The organism is Pedobacter sp. Leaf194 (assembly GCF_001423945.1).
Classification (GTDB): domain Bacteria; phylum Bacteroidota; class Bacteroidia; order Sphingobacteriales; family Sphingobacteriaceae; genus Pedobacter.
In genome coordinates this window covers 600,394-615,992 of sequence record NZ_LMPU01000001.1, presented here as the reverse complement: position 1 = coordinate 615,992, position 15,599 = coordinate 600,394, and the positions used below count along the sequence as shown (strand labels likewise).

At 39.6% G+C, this 15,599-nt stretch carries 15 protein-coding genes; 7 read left to right on the top strand and 8 right to left on the bottom strand.

Annotated elements, in window-relative coordinates; all coding sequences use genetic code 11:
* Positions 1–47: 47 nt before the first annotated feature.
* Positions 48–542, bottom strand: coding sequence for a type VI secretion system tube protein TssD (tssD, locus tag ASG14_RS02830; protein ID WP_056870213.1), 495 nt, complete (start codon positions 540–542; stop codon positions 48–50).
* Between the two features lie 172 nt (positions 543–714).
* On the opposite strand from tssD, the gene ASG14_RS02825 reads away from it, so the two are divergent.
* A complete protein-coding gene (locus ASG14_RS02825; protein ID WP_056869535.1) occupies positions 715–939 on the top strand; it encodes a CDGSH iron-sulfur domain-containing protein in 225 nt (74 codons plus the stop codon).
* Positions 940–1,092: 153 nt separating this feature from the next.
* Here ASG14_RS02825 and ASG14_RS02820 read toward each other — a convergent pair whose 3' ends face one another.
* Positions 1,093–1,389, bottom strand: a complete 297-nt coding sequence (locus tag ASG14_RS02820) for a Dabb family protein (RefSeq protein ID WP_056869534.1) — start codon at positions 1,387–1,389, stop codon at positions 1,093–1,095.
* Positions 1,390–1,623: 234 nt separating this feature from the next.
* Between ASG14_RS02820 and ASG14_RS02815 the strand changes: the two genes are divergently transcribed.
* From ASG14_RS02815 to ASG14_RS20480, 5 genes are all read left to right on the top strand, one after another.
* Positions 1,624–1,839 (top strand): hypothetical protein, encoded by a 216-nt coding sequence (locus ASG14_RS02815; protein WP_056869533.1) that lies wholly within the window; start codon positions 1,624–1,626, stop codon positions 1,837–1,839.
* Positions 1,840–1,956: 117 nt separating this feature from the next.
* A complete protein-coding gene (locus ASG14_RS02810; RefSeq protein ID WP_056869532.1) occupies positions 1,957–2,391 on the top strand; it encodes a MarR family winged helix-turn-helix transcriptional regulator in 435 nt (144 codons plus the stop codon).
* A 17-nt stretch (positions 2,392–2,408) separates the two neighbouring features.
* On the top strand, positions 2,409–3,668 hold the full coding sequence (locus ASG14_RS02805; protein ID WP_056869531.1) for an MFS transporter: 1,260 nt from the start codon (positions 2,409–2,411) through the stop codon (positions 3,666–3,668).
* A 195-nt stretch (positions 3,669–3,863) separates the two neighbouring features.
* Complete coding sequence (locus tag ASG14_RS02800) at positions 3,864–4,256, top strand: helix-turn-helix domain-containing protein (protein WP_056869530.1); 393 nt, start codon at positions 3,864–3,866, stop codon at positions 4,254–4,256.
* 134 nt (positions 4,257–4,390) lie between these two features.
* Positions 4,391–4,921: a hypothetical protein gene (locus tag ASG14_RS20480; protein ID WP_235528494.1), complete on the top strand. Its 531-nt coding sequence runs from the start codon at positions 4,391–4,393 to the stop codon at positions 4,919–4,921.
* 192 nt (positions 4,922–5,113) lie between these two features.
* Here the strand turns inward: ASG14_RS20480 and ASG14_RS02790 are convergent, their stop codons facing one another.
* From ASG14_RS02790 to ASG14_RS02765, 6 genes are all read right to left on the bottom strand, one after another.
* Positions 5,114–5,995, bottom strand: a complete 882-nt coding sequence (locus ASG14_RS02790; RefSeq protein ID WP_056869529.1) for a family 16 glycosylhydrolase — start codon at positions 5,993–5,995, stop codon at positions 5,114–5,116.
* A gap of 54 nt (positions 5,996–6,049) precedes the next feature.
* Positions 6,050–7,471, bottom strand: coding sequence for a PKD domain-containing protein (locus ASG14_RS02785; protein WP_056869528.1), 1,422 nt, complete (start codon positions 7,469–7,471; stop codon positions 6,050–6,052).
* A 12-nt stretch (positions 7,472–7,483) separates the two neighbouring features.
* Positions 7,484–8,992, bottom strand: coding sequence for a RagB/SusD family nutrient uptake outer membrane protein (locus ASG14_RS02780; RefSeq protein ID WP_056869527.1), 1,509 nt, complete (start codon positions 8,990–8,992; stop codon positions 7,484–7,486).
* 12 nt (positions 8,993–9,004) lie between these two features.
* The gene (locus ASG14_RS02775) at positions 9,005–12,361 is read right to left on the bottom strand and encodes a TonB-dependent receptor (protein WP_235528492.1); all 3,357 of its coding nucleotides are present in this window, start codon (positions 12,359–12,361) and stop codon (positions 9,005–9,007) included.
* Positions 12,362–12,574: 213 nt separating this feature from the next.
* Entirely contained in the window at positions 12,575–13,747 is a 1,173-nt protein-coding gene (locus tag ASG14_RS02770; RefSeq protein ID WP_056869526.1) for a FecR family protein, read from the bottom strand.
* Positions 13,748–14,536: 789 nt separating this feature from the next.
* Positions 14,537–15,115: an RNA polymerase sigma factor gene (locus ASG14_RS02765; protein ID WP_056869525.1), complete on the bottom strand. Its 579-nt coding sequence runs from the start codon at positions 15,113–15,115 to the stop codon at positions 14,537–14,539.
* Positions 15,116–15,289: 174 nt separating this feature from the next.
* Here ASG14_RS02765 and ASG14_RS02760 point away from each other — a divergent pair, with 174 nt between their 5' ends.
* Positions 15,290–15,592 (top strand): helix-turn-helix transcriptional regulator, encoded by a 303-nt coding sequence (locus ASG14_RS02760; protein WP_056869524.1) that lies wholly within the window; start codon positions 15,290–15,292, stop codon positions 15,590–15,592.
* The last annotated feature ends 7 nt before the right edge of the window (positions 15,593–15,599 follow it).

The window sequence follows — 15,599 nt, the reverse complement described above, 5'->3', positions numbered from 1 at the left end:
AAATACTAATGAAAGCATCAATCAGAAATGCCTGATGCTTTCATATTTTAGGTAATCATCCAATCATCCGTGGCTGATATGCCCCCCTCTGTCCAGATCCATTCTATTTTTTGATAGGAGAATGACACCTCTTCATACTCGTTAAATTTTGCAAGTTCAGGGTCTTTAACGTTAGGCATAACAAACCGAATGTTGCTAACTCTCGCATTTGTAAGGATTACCGTGTATTTCTGTATTTCGTTTCCAGCGCCGGCAACTTCAGCAGATGGCCCCCAGAACTCCAGTTTCCACTCTGTTATGTTTTCATTGGTCGCCAAAGCATTATACAAAAGAGGAGAAGATCTATCGAGCTCCTTAGTGATAACAAAAGGGGAATGAATTTTCCGCCCAACCGCCACAGCGCTTGCCAAACTTGTTGGCGTACTTAATTGATGGCTGGCTGCAATAACCAAAATCTTATCTTCTCTGCCTTTGATGGTCACCGATCCTTTTATCAGGCCAGACCTTTTACCTTTAATTGTTAAAAATGCGTTGAGCGCCATAATGCCATTGTTAGCGTGAACATAGAAGTTAACCAAATAAATATACTGATTATTAATGCTTTGCACAAAATAACTTATTGCAAATCCTGCGATTAGAGCCTTTCTAAATTAGAATGAAATTATGTTAGCACAAGCTATTGTTCTAAGTTTGCAGGTAAAACAAAACATAATTATGTCCAAAACAAAACTTACAATTAACAATAACGGTTCGGTTAAAATAGAGGGCGATTTCGAAATCGTAGATAGAAATGGCAACGAATACGGCTTGCAAGGCAGAACCATTGTTTCGATTTGCAGATGCGGACTATCCAAAAATAAACCCTTTTGCGATGGTGCACACAACGGCCATTTTGAGCATGAGGCCATTGCTTTTGACCTTCCTCCAAAAAAAGTTTAAAAAGAATTAAGTCGTCATTTCGGCCGCCGCTGCGAAGTGTTTTCACGTTGAAAATTTTGCGATGTGACGAAGATTTCGCTCAGAGATTAGAAACTGAGTGCCAACCGAAATGACGACTATTTATGCCTTAATGAAAGTTCCTGGGGGCATTATTTATTCCGCATCGTAGATAATTACTTTTTCGAATAAGCTGCGGAACTCATCTAAAAATGCTTTGTGTATTTCGTGAACCTGGTAAACATCGTGTGCAGCCAAATCTTCAAAAAACAAAACCAAACTGAAAGAATAAGTGCTATCTACAACTGCACGCTCAATTGGTGCAGGTATGCCAATATGGAATGTTTTTACAACTTCAATATTTTCCAGACTTTCTAAACCTTTGCGAAAAGCGGCTTTTTGTTCATTACTTGTATCGGCTTTAAGCCAGAATAAAACGTGATGTGCTATCATAAATATATTTTTTTCAAATATAATGATAAGCCAGATTTAAAAGCGTTTTAAGTCGAACTACCTTCCAAAATGCAAATTTTCCAATTTTTCATATTCCAGTTTAAGGTTTGGATAACGCCGAATTGCCTGTTTTCTCGTTTCGTAATTAGCGCAATGATTAAGCTCATCTATTTCTCCGGAACCTTTATTAGTGTTTTGCTGTTAAGATGTTAGTTAACCTAAAAATCAGAAATAATGGCTAAAGAAAAAAAGAAAACAGGCAAGAAAAAAGGTGGCAAGAAGAAGGATAAGAAAAAGAAGAAAGGCGTTAAAAAAAATAAGCTGGGTGTGAAAAATTCACTTGTCAACAATATCAACGCCCGCAAGAAAAAAGGGAAATCGCGATCGAAAAAGAAATCCAAAGTTAGTAAGAAAGCTTATGAAAAGATGCAGAAAGGCTGGAAGAAATAATCTCCAGCCCTTTCTCTGCGAAAAATCTTTTAAATGTCAATAAATTCTATCGGATAAAAATTAGCATAAATTATGTGTTATATTTGTAAGGTAAACTTATAAGTTTTACTTACAACTATGAGCATAGAAAAGAGCATAAAAATTGCGTCAGAACTTCGGCCTGTACTCGCGAGGCTAAATCGAAAACTGCGCAAATTATCTCCGTCTAATACCGCTTTGTCTCAAACCGAACGTTCAGTTTTAGTTTTGCTGGAACAGCATGAATATCTGCTTTCTGCGGAACTCGCTGTGTTGGAAAAAATCACACCGCAGAGCATGGGTGCTTTGTTAAATCACCTTGCCGAACTTAAGCTGATTTCTAAAACTGCATCTGAAAACGATAAGCGGAAAATACACATTTCGTTATCTGCCAGTGGAAAAGAAATGCTTGAACAGGTTAGGCATGAACGCGATGAATGGTTGGGTAAAACCATTGCAGAAGTTTGCACAGAAAATGAACAATTAATTTTAAAAGAAGCTATAGGTCCTTTAACAAAGCTGGTTAATTTTTAATCAAACGGCCTTGAATTATGAAAATAAGTACATTTAATGCTTTTAAAAGTAGAAATTATCGCCTCTATTTTGGCGGACAATCCGTTTCGTTAATCGGAACCTGGATGCAAAAAACCGCCGTAAGCTGGGTAGTTTACGAGCAAACGCATTCCAATTTTATGCTAGGGCTAACGCTGTTTGCAAGTTTATTTCCCTCGTTTATTTTTTCATTCATCGGTGGTGTCGCGTCAGACAGGTACAACAGGTATAAACTCTTATTGATAACGCAAATCGCATCAATGGTGCAGGCCATTTTAATGACGATATTAATTTTCTCCAAACACTATGAAATGTGGCAAATTATTGCACTAAGCGCATTTTTGGGAATGATAAATGCTTTTGATGTTCCGGCAAGACAATCGTTGGTTTACGAAATGGTTGATAATAAAGAGGATTTACCAAATGCTTTAGCCCTCAATTCATCAATGGTAAACCTATCAAGGCTCATCGGCCCCGGTCTAGCGGGTTTAGCATTAGAGAAACTTGGGGACGACGTGTGTTTTGGCTTAAACGCAGTGAGTTTCATCGCAGTTATTGGCTCATTACTGATGATGAGGTTACCAAAATATGTTGAAAAACCACACACCAAAAATATTATCGGTGAACTTAAGGAGGGTTTTGCCTACATCAAACAAACCCCTTCCATTGCTCATGTTTTAACCATGCTTGCGCTGATAAGTTTATTTGTTTTACCATTTAGCACACTCATTCCGGTTTATGCTAAAGATATTTTCCGTGGAACAGCTTCAACATTTGGTGTAATAGATAGCGTAATCGGATTGGGAGCCTTTACGGGCGCTATATTTCTCGCTTCGCTTAAACCCGGCCGAAACCTTCGAAAAATACTGGCCATAAACACTTTAATTTTTGGAGCGGGCTTAGCCTTGTTTTCGCACACTACCTTGTATCCGGTAGCTTTAATCTTTGCAGCCATTTCAGGTTTCGGTATGATGTCGCAAATTACAATTAGCAATACTTTAATTCAAACCACGGTTGATCCAGATATGCGTGGCAGAGTTATCAGCTTTTATGCAATGGCTTTTTTCGGTATGCAACCACTGGGCGGTTTGTTAATTGGTAGTGTATCCCAATTGGTGGGCACACAAAATACAGTGCTGTTTCAAGGCGCAATTGCTTTTCTAATCGGCATCATATCTTACAGGAAATTATATAAAGGAGAAATTAAAAACCTAAAGCCCGTTAAGCCAGTAAGCGAACTCGTTTTGGAAAAAGTATAAACGATAGCTCAAAAAAATTGCGCCATCGCCTGGAGTGGTTTTGAACTAAGCTAAACTAAGCCAAAAACTAATTATCGCTAAGTACTTTTGTGTTTATGTTGTTTTTCTAATTAAGCGTAGCTAGTTTTACTATCAAAAAGATACTACTTTCCAAAAGGATAGCGGTATCGTTTCGGAAAGCCATTAACTTTGAGTATGCCTTTTAAAAAAGAACAACACAGTAAAGAAAGTTGCAATACCCACCTAAATGCCGTTAAAGACGCTTTATATGTTTTGAACGGAAAATGGAAACTTCCTTTGATTTTAGCCCTGCAAAACGGCCCGCTCCGTTTCAACGAAATACAAAAATCACTCGGGGAGATTACACCGAAAATTTTATCGAAGGAATTAAAAGATTTGGAGTTAAATGAGTTTTTAAACCGCAAAGTTTTTTCTACAACACCAGTTACCGTTACATACGAATTGACAGCATACAGCGCCAGCTTAGAACGGGTAATTGACGAACTCAGAATTTGGGGAACGCAACACCGTGAAAGATTGGTGAACCATAGAAAAACCGACTACCGTATGCAAGAGGTGGCAACCTAAATAGCGGGCAGTCAGACTTTATTGCCAGGAAAAGATTGGCAAACAAAAGGTTTTGGGCCACCAGGATAAAAGTTTAAATCTGGTATTTACATGATTATCTGTAATATCGGTTATCTTTGTTCAAAATTTTAACAATGGCGGTATTACATAGAAAAGAAGAAAAAATTCAGGCAGTGTTGGGCAGGTTGCCTAAAAAATATACAGACGAACAATTTGTTGAGCAGTTTATTAAACTTTACTCTAAAGATTGGGGAAAAATTAAATCGGCTTACATTAAACAATCGCAGGATAAAGAACCTGGAACGGTGATTAACATGCCTAAGCCAGAAGTTTATCTGAAACAGGTTTTGGCTAATTATTTGCAACAAGCCGATGCGCCTAAAGCTGCTGAATTGAATGAGGAAGTTGTAGCAGAGCAGCCAGCTGTAGAGTTGAAAAAGGCCAAAGCGCCTGCAAAGAAAAAAGAGGTTGTTGCAGAAGCCATTACTGCTGAACCTAAAAAGAAAGCGCCCGCTAAAAAGAAAGTAGAAGCTGTTGAAGAACTTGTTACTGAAGTTAAAAAAACTAAAGCACCAGCAAAGAAAAAAGCCGAAGTTGTTGAAGAAGTTCCTGCTGTTGAGAAAAAACCAAAAGCCGCAGCAAAAAAACCTGCAGCAAAAAAATAAAAAAATTCGATACGATATAATAAATCTGCTTTTTGGTTGTTTATATATCTGAGAGCGTTAATTTAGATGACGGGGATAGGTCGGTATGATTTATCCCCGTTCCTTTTTTTAGGCTTTACCTAAACACACACTCAAGCGCATAAAAAAAGCCGCCAATTACTTGGCGACTTAACAATTAAACTAACCTAAAGTCTATTTATCGATCATTTTATAATATCGAACGTAATCAACTTCCATTGCTTGTGGCCAGATGGAATCATCTACACCTTGAGCGCCACCCCAATCGCCACCAACAGCAACATTTAACAACAGGTGAAATTTTTTATCAAATGGCCAGGCTTTATAACCTGTTCCTTCATTTGCAAATTCGAAAACCTTAACATCGTCATAGTAGCCCCGCACTGCGTAAGGCGTCCAATCAACCCGGTAGAGGTGAAAAGCTGAACTCGCCCCATCGATTTTTCTAGTGATGGTTTTCTGAGTATTAATTTTAAAATAATAGGCTTCGGTGTGTGTACTGAAGTGAACATTATCCTGGTCGTAACCTACGTGCTCCATAATGTCGATCTCACCAGACTTTGGCCAGTCGCCGTAAGCTCGTTCTGTTGGCAGCATCCAGATCGCCGGCCAGGTTCCTTTACCAAGTGGTAGTTTAGCTTTAATTTCAAAGCGACCATATAGCGCATCCAACTTACCTCTGGTAACCATACGTGATGATGTATAACGCATACCACCCATGCTTTCCTTTTTTGCGGTGATGGTTAAGAGTCCGTTAGCTACGCTCGCATTATTTGTTGTGCCGGTATAATACTCAAGTTCGTTATTACCCCAGCCGCCTCCACCAGTATCGTAATCCCAGTTAGTTGACAATGGTGCGCCACTATTTGTAAATTCGTCTGCCCAGGCAGGAGTGGTTTCAAAACTCCAGCTTTTATCTACGGGTGTAACCACAACTGGCGGCACATAAACTGGCCCGCCAGCATCTGTCCCTTTAGAACATCCGCTTATTCCAACCACTACAATCGCAAAAGCTGAAACAATTTCTTTCTTTAAGTACTTCACTGAATCCCTCATTTTTAAAAATTTAAACAGCAGTTTGCAGGTATGGCAAACTGCTGGTGTTTAGCACTATTTAAATTCAAAATCGTCAATATAGAATATACCTGGGTTTGGATGCCCTTCGCCGCCTAACTGTACAACAATTTTATCGTATAATGTTTGGCTGGCAGAGGCTGAATAATCAAATTCTAACTGCACCCACGTATTATATTGCGCTGCCGCTATAGTTTTAACAATTTCAATTTGCGTAGTGTAAGCATTTGCCCCCAATAATGAGTTCTGCAACTTAACAGAAACAGTTGGCGCAACTTTAGTAAAATCATTTCCTCCCGGGATGAATACCTTTAACCTAATCTTATTTTTCGCGGTTAAATCGAAACGGTAAGGCATGGTAATATTAATGTTTCCATACTGGCCATCGTTACCTGTTCTTTTCTCGTAGTAAGCTACTTTTGATGAAGTATTTACAGGGAATCTTGCAGGGTTATCATAACTTCTGTTGAAATCCATGTTTTCGGCCAGCCAGGCCATGCCTGTTGCCGCCTGGAAATCATCTGATAGATTGGCCGCCTGTATTGGTTTTTGTACCGGTGGCACGATTGGCCTCACGTAGCCTTTTCTAATTAACTTCAGATACCAGGCATTTCCTGCATTAGATTTATCTCCACACCTTAACCACATTTCATCCGCGGTAAGCGATAAAATCTGATAAGAAGAAACGCCAAGATAATATGAAATGAATCCGTTGTTACTTAAATTGATGTATTTCACACCATTTACATCATTTAAAATCCATGTTAAATTTGTCGGGACCGTATAATTAACCGTCGGGTCGTTACTTCCTGTTGGGCCGCCAATGCCCGGCGCATTTGATGCGTTGGCAAAAGTGGTTCCATTATTAGCGTAAGTGTATTTTAACGAAGATGCGCCCATGGCAAAAGTCATTTCGTCATCGTAAAAACCTAATCCGGCTTTCTCATTTGGCCCAGCCTGGTACCAATCGGGCGTTTGCGAAGTTATCGGACCAACGCCCAGGTGGCCAGGTTGCGTTTGGTCTATAACCCAGGTTTTACCGGCCGCATTCGATAAGCCACCAGAGAGCAGCGTATAAGCAGGATCGCTTAACATGCTTGTATTGGTTGTTGCAATGGTAATGGTTTTGGTTGTTGAAACCGAACCACCATCTGCCAAAACAGTTAACTTTACAGTGTAGGTACCCGCAATTGGGTACGATGACTGAACATCATTTCCGTCAGCGCTTGCGCCGTTTCCGAAATCCCAATGTGCGTTGATTCCATTGTATGCACTTTTGAAACTAACAATATTCGGGTTGGTAGCCGTTGGCGTAGAAGTGAACTGAATCTCTGCCGCGGTTGGCGGAATACCAATGTCTTTGGTGGTTTCGCTCTTTTTGCAGGAAACCATAATGCTAAGCACTAAACCCAGACTAAGCAGGATTGTTGCTTGTATTTTATCTTTAAATAATTTCATGTCAAATGCTGATTAATTATAACCTGGATTTTGTTTAATACCACCTTTAGTTACTTCAATTTCGTTTAGTGGAATTGGAAGGTACTCGCTTTTACCAGCCTTAAAGCCTTGCGAACCTAGCACTGCTACGGCTTTACCTGTTCTAACTAAATCGAAGAACCGGTGACCTTCAGTAGCTAATTCTAATCTGCGTTCTGCATAAACATTATCAAGCGTAGCCGGAATTGATGCTAATCCTACTCGTGCTCTTACTGCATCCAGCAACTCTTTTGCACGGCTTGCGCTACCGCCACTTCTTAATAAGGCCTCGGCCTGCATTAAATAAGTATCTGCCAAACGAATCTCAATTTCATCAATCGGCCAGTTTTGCTCTGCAACACCGCTTGCCGAACGGAACGCTTTTAATGGTGCATATTTTTTGATGAAATAATCTGTATTCTGATAACGGCCGTTGTAGGTTGCACCGGCTGCTTTTAATGCAGCACCGTCGATAATCGTTGCCGCAAAGCGAGGGTCATTTTTCATTACGCCAACCAAATCAAGTGTTACCGGACAAAAGCCCCATCCGCTCGAATATGTGTCGCCGTTATAGCTATCCATACCCACAAATTGGGTACCCACATTCCCTTCACCACCATTTATGTAACCCCAATCAGACCAGGCTGCATTATTTGAGTGTGGAATTTCCAGAATTGCCTCTGCATTAAACTTATTAGCCGGATTAAAGATATCAGCATAGTTCGGCAGTAACGAGTAGCCATACGGATTTCCGACGCGGTTTACGTCTTCAAATAAAGTAGCGGCTTCAGTCATTTTCGCATTGTCATTTTGATACAATAAAACCTTACCCAACTGCGCTTTTGCCGCACCCTGAGAAATTCTTCCCTTCTCGCCCGCCGAAATGGTGGCTGGCAATCCTGGAATTGCATCCCTTAAATCTTTCTCAATTTGAGCGTAAATTTGAGCCGGTGTAGATTGAACCTGCGTATAAAGTTCGCTGGTTTCTAAAACTTTGGTAATTAAAGGAACATTACCAAACCATCTTACCAAATCAAAATAAAAATAAGCCCTCAAAAACTTCGTTTCTGCAGTAACACGGGTTTTAAAAGCGGCACTTAGTGTTGTAGCCTTCTCAATTTTGCTCAAAATAACATTTGCCCGGTTTATACCACTGTAGTTTTTATTCCATAAACCAACCTGCGGACCAACACTCGAGTTCATGTTAAAATTATCATACGCAACCCAGTTCGGCTGGTCGGAAGCATTACTTCCGCCTGCAAAGCAATCGTCAGATGCGGCACTTAACAAAGGCATTTTCATGGTGTAGCCACCTGTTGTACCCCACTGCGTAACATCATACACAGCAATTACGCCCTGCATAACCTCAGTTTCATTTTTATAAAAGTTATCTTCAAGAGCTGTGCCGCGTGGCGTTAGCTCCAAATAATCCTTCTTACACGAAACAAAAACAACCATAACAGCAACTATTGCCATCAGGCTTTTAATATTTTTATTGTTCATCTTTTCCAATAATTAAAAACCAACATTTAAACCGGCAAAGAAGGTTCTTGCCTGCGGATAGAAACCGCGGTCAACACCATAACTTCCACCACCAATTTCCGGATCGTAACCTGTGTATTTTGTAAATGTTACCAGGTTATTCGCCATTACATAAAATCTTACTTTATCTAAACCAGCCTTAGCAACCAACTTTTTAGGCAGCGAATAACCTACCTGCAAAGTTTTGATTCGGAAATAAGAACCACTTTCAAGGAAAATACTCGAAACGCGACTGTAGTTTTGGTTCGTATCATCCAAAGTTACCCTTGGTATGGTATTGCTCGTTCCCTCACCTGTCCACCTGTTTAAGATTGCAGTGGTATAGTTTGCAGTTGGTAAATCGAATCTTCTTAATGCATTAAAAATCTGATTACCAGCTACGCCCTGCCCAAGAACGATTAAATCGAAACCTTTGTAAGCAAGGTTAAATGTCATTCCATAAGTAAAATCAGGTGTTGGGTCGCCAATAATCTGGCGGTCATCGTTATTGATCTGACCATCACCGTTTAGGTCGATAAACTTAATATCACCAGGTTTTGCATTTGGTTGAATAAGGGCACCACTCTGGCTTTTATAGTTATTAATTTGCGATTGATTTTGGAATAAACCATCGCTTTTATAGCCGTAAAACGAACCAATTGCATTCCCAACTTTGGTACGTGTAATTTCCAATGCCTGAGGTGTAACTGTTTGGCCGCCTAAGTATTCTTTATCATCACCTAAAAAGTCGATGTTGTTTTTAACGAATGCCCCATTTGCATTAACCTTTAAAGAAAATTCGCCAATTCTTTTTGTGTAACCAAGTTCCAGTTCGAAACCTCTGTTGGATAAATCAGCGATGTTGCCGATAGGACCAGCATTACCTACATAACCCGGTACGGCAATTTGAAGCAACATACCTGTGGTTTTTTTCTTGTACCAATCTGCTGTTAAGGTAAAATTGCCAAAGAGGCTCATGTCAACACCGATATCGGTTGATGAAGTTTGCTCCCATTTCAAATCAGGGTTTGAAAGTGCGTCAGGACTTACACCATTATTTAAACCGGCAGATGTACCTAAAGTAAAGTTCCTACCACCGCTAACGGTGGATAAATACCTGAAATCTCCAATATTATCATTACCCACAACTCCGTAAGAACCTCTGAATTTTACAAATGTTACGTAATCGTTTTTAGGAAAGAAGTCTTCTCTACTGGCCACCCAACCAACCGAAGCCGAAGGGAAATAACCAAACTTATTATTCGGTCCGAAACGCGAAGAACCATCTCTACGGATAATACCTGTTAAAAGATATTTCTCATCATAGTTGTAAGTTAAACGTGCGAAAGCCGAGTTCAAAGTGTTTAAATATTCACCACCGTAAAAAACATCATTAGCCCTTGATACCGGAAATTGTAGTGAAGCGTCTTTAATGTTATTTACCGGAATGCCATCTTTTGTTCCGCCCTGGGTTTCACCTCTGTTTTTTTGGAACGAGTAACCAATTAAACCGGTAACATTGTGTTTAGCAATTTGCTTGTTATAGCTAATTGTATTCTCCAACGAATAAAAAAGGCCGCGGTTTGATGACCTGTTGTATGAAGTTATTGTTGTTTGGTTAATCGAGTTTAGGTAGTAAATTGGCGTAAAACCTTCACTGCCATAAAAGGCTAAATCTACACCGCCTTGCGACCTTACTTTTAAACCTTTAATAATTTCGGCCTCAACAAAAGCGTTAGCAACCACTTTATCCGACCACCCGTTGCCTTGTGCAACTTGTAAAGCCGCAACAGGATTTAAAATTTCCGATTGTGCATATTGTGAAATTCCATAAGGAAAACCGGCTTCGTTTCTAACTACAGGATTGCCAATATAAGGCGCTGCACCATATTTAGCGGGGTCTGTTTCTACAATTGGCGTAATAGGATCGATGTTAATTGCCCTGTTTAACGGAGAACCATATTCGGTATTTGTACCAACGCCTACCGAGTTTGTGCGGGTATAGCCGATAGTTTGTCCAAATTTTATTGCCTTGGTTAACTGGTGTTCAGAGTTAAAACGTGCTGTAAATCGTTTATACTTAGAGTTACTTGTTGCAACAATACCTTCCTGATCGAAATAACCAAAAGAACTGTAATAGGTAGATTTTTCACCACCACCGCTAATGCTTAACTCGTGATTTTGAATCCTTGCATCATTATTAAAAACAGCAGCCTGCCAATCTGTTCCAACACCATACTGTGAAGGATTTGAAAATCTTGGTGTTGCTAAACCTGGTGTCTTTGCATACTCAGCCTCGTTATAAATAGTAGCATACTGCGTAGCATTTAACAAATCTAATTTTCTTGATGGTGCTTGTGTTCCTAAATAAGTATTGTAGTTAACAGCCATTCTGCCGTTCCTGCTACCTTTTTTAGTTGTAATAATGATTACACCGTTGGCAGCCCTGGCACCGTAAATTGCGCCAGATGCAGCGTCTTTTAAAACTTCGATAGATTCAATATCGGCCTGGTTAAGGTAGTCGATACCACCACCAACCTGCACACCGTCTACAATATACAAAGCCTCGCTGTTATTAATTGAAGTTGTACCACGAATACGCAGGGTTGCGCCTTCACCTGGCTGACCAGACGATGTTGTAATCGTTAAACCCGAAGTACGGCCTTGCAACGATTGCTCTACACGTACAACTGGCATATTCTCTAAATCGGTGCCTTTAACCTGCGAAATTGCTCCCGTAACCACGCTCTTCTTTTGCGTACCGTAACCAATAACAACAGCATCGGCAAGTATGCCGGCTTGCGGCGCCAGTTGGATATTTAAATCCCTTCCTGATGTTGCCGCAACTTCTTTATTCTCATACCCGATGTAAGAAACAACAATAATTGCGTTTTCTTCAACCGTTTTTAATATAAAACTACCGTTTACATCTGTAATTGTTCCCTGGTTAGAGCCCTTAACTTTAACACTTGCACCAATTAACGGCGCACCGGTTTCGTCTACAACTTTACCTCTTACATCTGCATAAGCACGGAGCAACAATGGCGAGCCATCTATTGCCTTTTTGTGTATAATAATGGTGTTGTTTTTTATCGTATAGCCGAGTGGCTGCTCGTTAAAAATTTGCCTCAGCGCTTCTTTTATATCCGTATTTCTTATATCAATAGTTACCAGTTTAGCTTCTTTTAAAAGTTCGGTATTGTATAAAAAGCTGTAGCCAACGCTTTTATTCAGTTTTCGGAAAACACTTAGTAAGCTTGTATTTTTTTCTGAAAGTGTTACGTTTTGAGCTTTCGCAGCGTAACTTATTTGAAGAAACGTAGTGATTAATAAGACAAAAGTCAATTTCATAATCAACAATAATTTAGATAGCCTGCCCTTAGGGTTGGGCAGCCATTCAGTATAAAAATTCATATATTTGGTTATTAGGTTTAGAATAGTTGTATCTCACAATTTTACGATTAAACAAAAGCCCTAATTTATGCCGGGAGCGTTGCCGCGCTTCCGGTTTTTAGTTATACTTCCGCCTAAATAATCGTCGTAACCGATAATAGAAAGTATAGGTTAAGGCATAACTAAAATCCTCCTTCCTTCAATTTTAAAATGAACATCGCCGGTTGTCTGCAGGGTTTCTAAAACTTCGTTGACACTGTTAAATCTCGAAATTCGTCCGCCAAAAAGCTTATCCATTTTTGCACCGCGATATGATATTTCTACATCATACCAGCGGGAAATTTTATTCATAATTGTTTGTAAATTTTCATCGTTAAAACTAAAAAAGCCGTCTTTCCAGGTTACTGCATCTTCTGCATCTACATTGCGCACCAATACCGCCGGCGTGGATGCTGCAATTACAGATTGCTGCCCAGGTTTTAAAATGTTCGATGTGGATGAGCTAAGGTTTACAGTACGCACTTTACCTTCCAGCAAAGTTGTTTTATTATTCGGCTCGTCTTTATAGGCGTTAATGTTAAAATGCGTTCCAATAACTTCCACCTGCTGCTTTCTTCCTTCTCCAACCTCGCTGTTCACCTTAAAAGGAACACGCCTGCCTTTTTTATCGTTCAGTTTTGCAACTTCAAAATAAGCTTCTCCGGTTAATTCAACCCGTCTTTCTTCGCTGTTAAATGCAGCCGGGTAACGTAAAGATGATTCTGCGTTGAGCCAAACTTTTGTACCATCAGGCAAATTAATTTGATATTGGCCACCGCGGGGCGTTTCAATGGTATTAAATAAGTTTTCCTTTTTAGCCGAATTTGTAGAAACGATAGAATAGACAAGCTCGCCATTTTTTGTTTTGGTAATGTTTATCCCGGCTTGCTTGGCAATAACACCGTTGTTGGCATCCGTTAATGATATTTTGGAGCCGTCAGCTAACGTTAAAGTTGCTTTATTGCTCCCTGGTTTTATTGCTTCGGTATTGTTGCTGCCCAAAGTTTGGCTGGCAAACTGTTTTTTAAATTGATTATTAATTATGAAACCGATAAAAAACAATACCACTGCCGCAGCGGCAACTTTTAACCAGGCCACACGTTTTAAAGCTGGTTTTATTTCAGTTCGTTCTTCAATAGCCTGCCAAATTTGGTTTTTGGCTTCAATTATATCTTCGTGCTTTAAATCAGATTGTTTTTCCGAAAGCGCTGCAAGGTGCCACGATTCTACCAAAGCTTTTTCCTGCGCGGTACAACGTCCATCCCTGTATTTTTCTAAAAGTTTTTCAACTTCTGGGTTATTCATCACTATAATATATTTGGCTAATTAAATACAAGTAGGTTAACAAACACCCAGGTAGTAGAACATTGAAAAATAAATTTCAATTGCCGCAAAAAGCGAGCTTAACTGGTCGGTGCTAAACTGCTGCTTCTTATTTTTTTGGAGCGCAAGGCTTTTGCGTTTAACAAAGCTGGTTCCCGTTTTTCGCTTTACTCCGCAAAACAGCCGAAATGGCTGTTGCTACGTGTTCGCTGCAACCGAGGCTAATTTGCAAAGACGGTGTTCCATTTTAATGGTTTGCAATGCGCAAAACCCTTCGTTTATAAACCTGATAGAGCGGAATAGCCCGCAGCGCAGCGAGGACTATAAGCGATAGCAGGACTGATGGCTGCCAAAAGCACTGCCTTTCATTTCCAAACCATCTTTAAAATGATAATTAAATGAATCTGAAAATTTAATAAAAAAGCTGCTGTTTCTTATTTTTTTTGGAGCGCAAGGCTTTTGCAATTAACAAAGCTGGTTCCCGTTTTACGCTTACTCCGCAAAAACAGCCGAAATGGCTGTTGCTACGTGTTCGCTGCAACCGGGGCTAATTTGCAAAGACGGTGTTCCATTTTAATGGTTTGCAATGCGCAAAACCCTTCGTTTATAAACCTGATAGAGCGGAATAGCCCGCAGCGTAGCGAGGACTATAAGCGATAGCAGGACTGATGGCTGCCAAAAGCACTGCCTTTCATTTCCATAATCCTTTGAAGCATTCCAAATTAAAAACTTAAAGGAAAGCTTCCCGGTGTTTAAAAAACGAAAGAATTTTTATCGAATAAACAAAATAAAGGCAATTGAGATAAAAGAGGTAAGCTTTAAGCGAAGAACCTTAAGGGCGTTGCTCATTTGCTTTTTTACAGTCTTATCTGACAGATGAAGAATTTCTGCAATTTGTTTTTGCGAAAGATGTTGCTGCCTGCTCATTTCGAAAATTTGCCGCATTTTGGGTGGTAATAAACTCACCTCTTTCTCTATTATTGATGCGAACTCTTTCTCCCGGATATAATGATCAGTTATGCAATAGCCACGTTCTGCAAAGTTTTCCAGTGAGCGCAAATAGTTTGATTTCGACTTATTTTTATCGAGCCAGTCGAACACCTTGTAACGTACCGCTGTGTATAAATAAGCAGATAACTGAGCTTTGATTTTTATACCCGGATTGCTCCACAAATAAACAAAAATTTCCTGCACAATATCTCTCGCGTCTTCCTTATCAGTAACCAGTTTGCAGGCATAAATGTACAGCAAACCATTAAAGCGCTCGTATATTTCTTCGAAAGCAAACTTATCTCCAGCCTGCGTAAGTTCGAAAAGTTCGTTGTCTGTTAATGGTTTATAGTGAAACATCTGGTTAGAATGATTAAACGAATGTAAGAATTAGTTTAAGTTAAATCCTAACAAAATTTTGCATCGCGTATTTATTTAAAACGTTTTAACAACGTTTATCAGCAACTTTCACACAGGTTTGTAATCTTAAATTTAATATTGGTATATCGGGAAAAGCCGATATATATTTGCATCATGGATCAGGTAGAAATATTTAAGGCTTTATCAAATAAAACCCGCTTGCAGATTTTAAATTGGTTAAAAGATCCGGCTTTAAATTTTCCTGAGCAACCAAACGCCGATTTTGAAAATGTTGGTGTTTGCGTTGGGCAAATTCAAATTAAAGCCGGCTTATCTCAGAGTACAATTTCCGAATACCTTGCCATTTTACAGCGGGCAGATTTGGTTTCAGCAACCCGTGTTGGCCAGTGGACTTATTACAAGCGCAACCAGGAAGGCATAGCGCAATTAAGCAAAATCATTAACTCAGAATTATAAATTTTAA

Coding starts and splice junctions, on each gene's coding strand:
- tssD (WP_056870213.1), bottom strand. CDS start 542: ATGGCGCTCAACGCATTTTTAACAATTAAAGGTAAAAGGTCTGGCCTG.
- ASG14_RS02825 (WP_056869535.1), top strand. CDS start 715: ATGTCCAAAACAAAACTTACAATTAACAATAACGGTTCGGTTAAAATA.
- ASG14_RS02820 (WP_056869534.1), bottom strand. CDS start 1,389: ATGATAGCACATCACGTTTTATTCTGGCTTAAAGCCGATACAAGTAAT.
- ASG14_RS02815 (WP_056869533.1), top strand. CDS start 1,624: ATGGCTAAAGAAAAAAAGAAAACAGGCAAGAAAAAAGGTGGCAAGAAG.
- ASG14_RS02810 (WP_056869532.1), top strand. CDS start 1,957: ATGAGCATAGAAAAGAGCATAAAAATTGCGTCAGAACTTCGGCCTGTA.
- ASG14_RS02805 (WP_056869531.1), top strand. CDS start 2,409: ATGAAAATAAGTACATTTAATGCTTTTAAAAGTAGAAATTATCGCCTC.
- ASG14_RS02800 (WP_056869530.1), top strand. CDS start 3,864: ATGCCTTTTAAAAAAGAACAACACAGTAAAGAAAGTTGCAATACCCAC.
- ASG14_RS20480 (WP_235528494.1), top strand. CDS start 4,391: ATGGCGGTATTACATAGAAAAGAAGAAAAAATTCAGGCAGTGTTGGGC.
- ASG14_RS02790 (WP_056869529.1), bottom strand. CDS start 5,995: ATGAGGGATTCAGTGAAGTACTTAAAGAAAGAAATTGTTTCAGCTTTT.
- ASG14_RS02785 (WP_056869528.1), bottom strand. CDS start 7,471: ATGAAATTATTTAAAGATAAAATACAAGCAACAATCCTGCTTAGTCTG.
- ASG14_RS02780 (WP_056869527.1), bottom strand. CDS start 8,992: ATGAACAATAAAAATATTAAAAGCCTGATGGCAATAGTTGCTGTTATG.
- ASG14_RS02775 (WP_235528492.1), bottom strand. CDS start 12,361: ATGAAATTGACTTTTGTCTTATTAATCACTACGTTTCTTCAAATAAGT.
- ASG14_RS02770 (WP_056869526.1), bottom strand. CDS start 13,747: ATGAATAACCCAGAAGTTGAAAAACTTTTAGAAAAATACAGGGATGGA.
- ASG14_RS02765 (WP_056869525.1), bottom strand. CDS start 15,115: ATGTTTCACTATAAACCATTAACAGACAACGAACTTTTCGAACTTACG.
- ASG14_RS02760 (WP_056869524.1), top strand. CDS start 15,290: ATGGATCAGGTAGAAATATTTAAGGCTTTATCAAATAAAACCCGCTTG.